Origin of the sequence: uncultured Chryseobacterium sp. (genome assembly GCF_913776365.1) — a bacterium.
In the GTDB taxonomy this organism is placed as follows: Bacteria; Bacteroidota; Bacteroidia; order Flavobacteriales; family Weeksellaceae; genus Chryseobacterium.
In genome coordinates, this window is record NZ_CAJYMO010000077.1 from 1 (window position 1) to 3,687 (window position 3,687).

Annotated in this window: 4 protein-coding genes; all 4 read right to left on the minus strand. The window is 48.7% G+C overall.

Annotated features, from left to right (window positions below):
• Nucleotides 1-184: 184 nt before the first annotated feature.
• Complete coding sequence (locus tag QZ735_RS03880) at nt 185-742, minus strand: chemotaxis protein CheB (protein ID WP_294244419.1); 558 nt, start codon at nt 740-742, stop codon at nt 185-187.
• Nucleotides 743-766: 24 nt separating this feature from the next.
• Nucleotides 767-1,597 (minus strand): protein-glutamate O-methyltransferase CheR, encoded by an 831-nt coding sequence (locus QZ735_RS03885; RefSeq protein ID WP_294244421.1) that lies wholly within the window; start codon nt 1,595-1,597, stop codon nt 767-769.
• Nucleotides 1,598-1,963 carry a response regulator gene (locus tag QZ735_RS03890; protein ID WP_294244422.1) on the minus strand — a complete coding sequence of 122 codons (366 nt, stop codon included), beginning with the start codon at nt 1,961-1,963 and terminating at the stop codon, nt 1,598-1,600. It lies immediately after the preceding gene.
• 11 nt (nt 1,964-1,974) lie between these two features.
• Nucleotides 1,975-3,687, minus strand: a 1,713-nt coding sequence (locus QZ735_RS03895; RefSeq protein ID WP_294244426.1) for a response regulator, incomplete at its 5' end; no start/stop codon positions are given.

Below are 3,687 nucleotides of genomic sequence, written 5' to 3' on the forward strand. Positions count from 1 at the left end.
TCGGGCCTGTAATCGGCCACCCTTTCAAGAATATCGTGGGAAGTCTCCGAAATTTCCACCTGAAAACCATTCTCTTCAAAAATGATTGTAATCACTTCGAGAATCGTTGTATCATCATCAAAAATCAGAATTTTCTTTTTACTCATAAATTTTCTTACTTTTATTAAAGATTCTTGTTTTTATTTTATATATGCTGCAGGTGATCCGCCAGTTCCTCCGGCCTGATCAGCAGGTCATACTCTATTTCTTCCATTGCCCGCCTGGGCATATAATCCACTTCTGCCGTTTCCGGATCCTGCACCCAGACCCTTCCGCCGTACTTTTTGATGTAGGCCAAACCTTCCACTCCATCCGCATTGGCTCCCGACAGGAGCACGGCAACCAGCCCGGCCCCGAATATTTCAGCAGCCGACCTGAACGTAACATCAATGGACGGGCGGGAGTAATTCATTTTCTCCGAGCTGTCCAGCGACATGTTTTTCCGGTCCTCAAACAACAGGTGATAGTCGGCCGGCGTGATGTACAGGGTATTGGAGCGGATTTCCGTTTTATCATCCGCTTCAATGACATCAACCGGCGAAAACTGCTGCAGGAGGGTCTGAAGGATGTTGGCCGACTGCGCTTTCCTGTGAAGCACCAGCAATATGGGAGCAGCAACAGGGCTCTGCAGCTTTTTCAGCATCTGCAGAATAACCTGCAGGCTGCCTGCGGAACCTCCGATGATGATCATTTCTGCTTTCATAGTCCTTTTTTCCATAGGCTGTGCTTACCGGTGGTCCTGTTTCTTCCAGATCCGCTGTTCGTCTACCTGGCTGTAGATTTTATCCAGTCTCGAGAACCTCAGGGTCTCTTTTGCTCCCAGTGCCAGAAAACCTAAATTTTCCAGGCTGTTATCAAACAGGTGGAATACCCTCTCCTGCAATCCTCTGTCGAAATAGATCAGCACGTTACGGCATACAATCAGCTGGAAGCTGTTGAAGGAGCTGTCCGAAACCAGGTTGTGGGTAGACAGGATCAGTTTTTCCTGGAGGCTTTTGTCGAAACGCACACTGTCATAGTTAGCCGTATAATAGTCTGAAAAATCTTTTTTACCGCCTGATGCGATGTAATTTTCAGAATAGACCTTCATCTGCTGGAGCGGAAAAATTCCGGACCTTGCCTTTTCCAGCACCGAAGGATTCAGATCGGTACCATAGATGAGGGACTTGTGGTAAAGGTTCGCTTCCTTCAGTAAAATCGCTATGGAATAGGCTTCCTCGCCGGTGGAACATCCGGCCACCCAGATGCGGATGAGCGGATAGGTACCGAGCTGAGGGAGAATCTTTTCGCGTAATGCCCTGAAGAAATGCGGGTCGCGGAACATTTCGGTAACGTTCACCGTAATTTCTTCGATAAACCGCTTCAGGTACTCCGGATCATTCAGGATGGTATAGCGGAGTTCTGCGAAGCTTGTAAACCGGTCGATGAGACAGATCCTGTTGACCCGGCGCTTGAAAGACGCCCGGCTGTATTCAGAGAAGTCGTATCCATACATATCATAGACATCTTTGATCAGGAATTCCACCTCTTCATCTTTTATGATATTCGGTTCCAGCATCTACGAAAGTTTTTCAATGGCATTCATCAGCTGATCCACATTGATCGGCTTGGAAATATAATCCTGCGCTCCCGCATCCAGGCATTTCTGGCGATCTTCCGGCATGGCCTGGGCCGTAACCGCAATGACCGGCACCGTGCCGATAGACGGTGTGCTCTTTATAATCCTGATGGCTTCATAGCCATCCATTTCAGGCATCATCATATCCATGAGGACTACCGTAAATCCGTTATCATTCTTCAACAGCTCAATCGCTTCCCTGGCCATGGTACAGCTTTCTGTCTGGTATCCCCTAGCTTTCAGGGTAAGCCTGAGGGCAAATATATTGCGTGGATCATCGTCCACAATTAAAACTTTTTTATTCATCGTAATCAGGTTTAGCTTTCATATAACCATACTCGGAGGAGGGAAAGCAGCTGGTCTATATCCACAGGTTTCGAAATATAATCCGAAGCTCCGGCCGTAATGCATTTCTCACGCTCCCCGATCATGGATTTCGCCGTAACAGCGATAATCGGGAGCCTTGTGTACTTAGGCATTTTCCTGATCTGCCTGATGGATTCGTACCCGTCCATTTCCGGCATCATCATATCCATCAGCACCACATCGATATCCGGATGCTCCTTCATCTGCTGCAGGGCATGTTTTCCATCCATCGCCACGACTACTTCCACTTTGTATTTTTCCAGTGCCTTGGTAAGGGAAAATATATTGCGGACATCATCATCGGTAATCAGGATCTTTTTGCCGCTCAGCACTTCGGTGAGGGAACCCAGTGTCTTGCTTCTCACCGCTTCCGGCGAATTGTTTTTTTCTTCCACCAGATGCAGGAACAGCCCTACTTCATCTAAGATCCGCTGGTAGGAATGTGCCGTTTTCACCACAATGGAGTCTGCGTACTGCCTTATTTTAAGTTCTTCCGCTTTGGAAAGGTTCCGTTGGGTAAAAATAATGATCGGCAGGTTTTCCAGTCCTTCGTAGCTTTTGATGGACTCTATGATTTCATAGCCTCCTCCTTTTGCCGTTCCTACATCCAGGATCACGCAATCCACGTGCCCTTTTCTCAGTGCAGCCACGCTGTCTTCCACCGTACTCTCGACGGTCAGCGAAATATTGAAATTTCCAAGGAAGTAGGACAGTGCACTGGCGTGCCTTGCATTTTCCTCCACAATCAGCACTTTCTGCGGCGATTTTTTCAGCGCCTCTTCTATGGTCTTGAAGACGTCGGTCATCTGATCGAGGGCCATCGGTTTGTTGATGAAATCAATGGCTCCCTTCATCAGGCTTTCCTGTTTTACATGCAGTACAGACATCATATGTACCGGGATGTGCCTTGTATCCTGGTGGGATTTCAGCTCATCCATGATTTCCCAGCCATCTTTCACCGGAAGCTGCACATCCAGCAGGATGGCATGCGGACGGTACCTGAGGGCTGCCGAAAGGCCGTGATCTCCCCTGATCACTACAATCCCTTTGTATTTCTGCAGCCTGGCATATTTCAGCAGGGCTTTGGCAAAATTGGTATCGTCTTCAATGATCAGGATTACCTTATCGTCCCGGGTGATGTTGTTCCGGTCGTCTTCCACTTCCTCCGGGATTTTCAGGGCGCTGATCCATTCGGAATTTTCGTTACTTCTGTCATCGAGGATATTCTGGATTTCCTCCACGTCTTCGCGGATGATTTCCACCAGGTTCTGATCGGTTTCTGCAGGAGCCACCTCAGCAGCGGCATGCACCGGGATGATGAGGCTGAATTCGCTGCCTTCGTTCACCGTACTGGTAAGGATGAGCTCTCCGCCCAGCAGCCTGGCAATCTCGCGGCTGATGGAAAGGCCGAGACCTGTGCCCCCGAATTTCCTTCTGGTGGAACCGTCTGCCTGCTGGAAGGCTTCAAAAATGATTTTCTGTTTGTCTTCCGCAATCCCGATTCCCGTGTCTTTTACCGAAAATACCATAAAATCCGGTCGTCCGGAATCTTTTTTCACATGGACGCTGATGCTTCCCTGATCGGTAAACTTGATGGCATTGGACAACAGGTTCCTCAGTACCTGATCCACCCGCAGCCTGTCGGTTTCCAGGGATTTCCGGAT

Coding starts and splice junctions, on each gene's coding strand:
- QZ735_RS03880 (WP_294244419.1), bottom strand. CDS start 742: ATGAAAGCAGAAATGATCATCATCGGAGGTTCCGCAGGCAGCCTGCAG.
- QZ735_RS03885 (WP_294244421.1), bottom strand. CDS start 1,597: ATGCTGGAACCGAATATCATAAAAGATGAAGAGGTGGAATTCCTGATC.
- QZ735_RS03890 (WP_294244422.1), bottom strand. CDS start 1,963: ATGAATAAAAAAGTTTTAATTGTGGACGATGATCCACGCAATATATTT.